This is a genomic window from Vibrio sp. 03_296, from assembly GCF_002265885.1.
In genome coordinates this window covers 1-557 of sequence record NZ_NPKW01000279.1, presented here as the reverse complement: position 1 = coordinate 557, position 557 = coordinate 1, and the positions used below count along the sequence as shown (strand labels likewise).

The window sequence follows — 557 nt, the reverse complement described above, 5'->3', positions numbered from 1 at the left end:
GGTGTACTCCAGTACATACTTGGCTTTTTCCGGGCTATCGATATCACCGTTTGCGATAACCGGAATGGAAACTGCCTGTTTAACGGCTTTAATGCTGTCGTATTCGGCCTCACCTTTGTACATACAGGCTTTGGTTCTGCCATGCAGAGCAAGAGCTTGTATGCCGCAGTCTTCGGCTAATTTAGCGATGTGAATACAGTTTTTGTTTTCTGTATCCCAGCCAGTGCGGGTTTTCAACGTTACAGGAACGTCCACTGCGTCAACCACCGCTTTCAAAATCTGTTCGATAATGTCCGGGTATTTGAGCAGTGCGGAACCCGCCAGTCTTTTATTTCACTTTTTTGCTGGGCAACCCATGTTGATATCGATGATTTGCGCACCATTTTCAACACTGAATTGCGCGGCATCTGCCATCAGCTGTGGATCGCTGCCCGCGATTTGTACAGAGCGAATGCCCGATTCGCCTTCATGCACCATGCGTTGCTTTGACTTCGACGTTTTCCATAGTTGCGGATTAGAGGACATCATTTCACTGACGGCCATTCCCGCACCATAAC

The 557-nt window shown here is 48.3% G+C and carries 1 pseudogene; it reads right to left on the bottom strand.

Annotated elements, in window-relative coordinates:
* Positions 1-557, bottom strand: a pseudogene (locus CIK04_RS23985) (tRNA-dihydrouridine synthase); the annotation flags it as partial.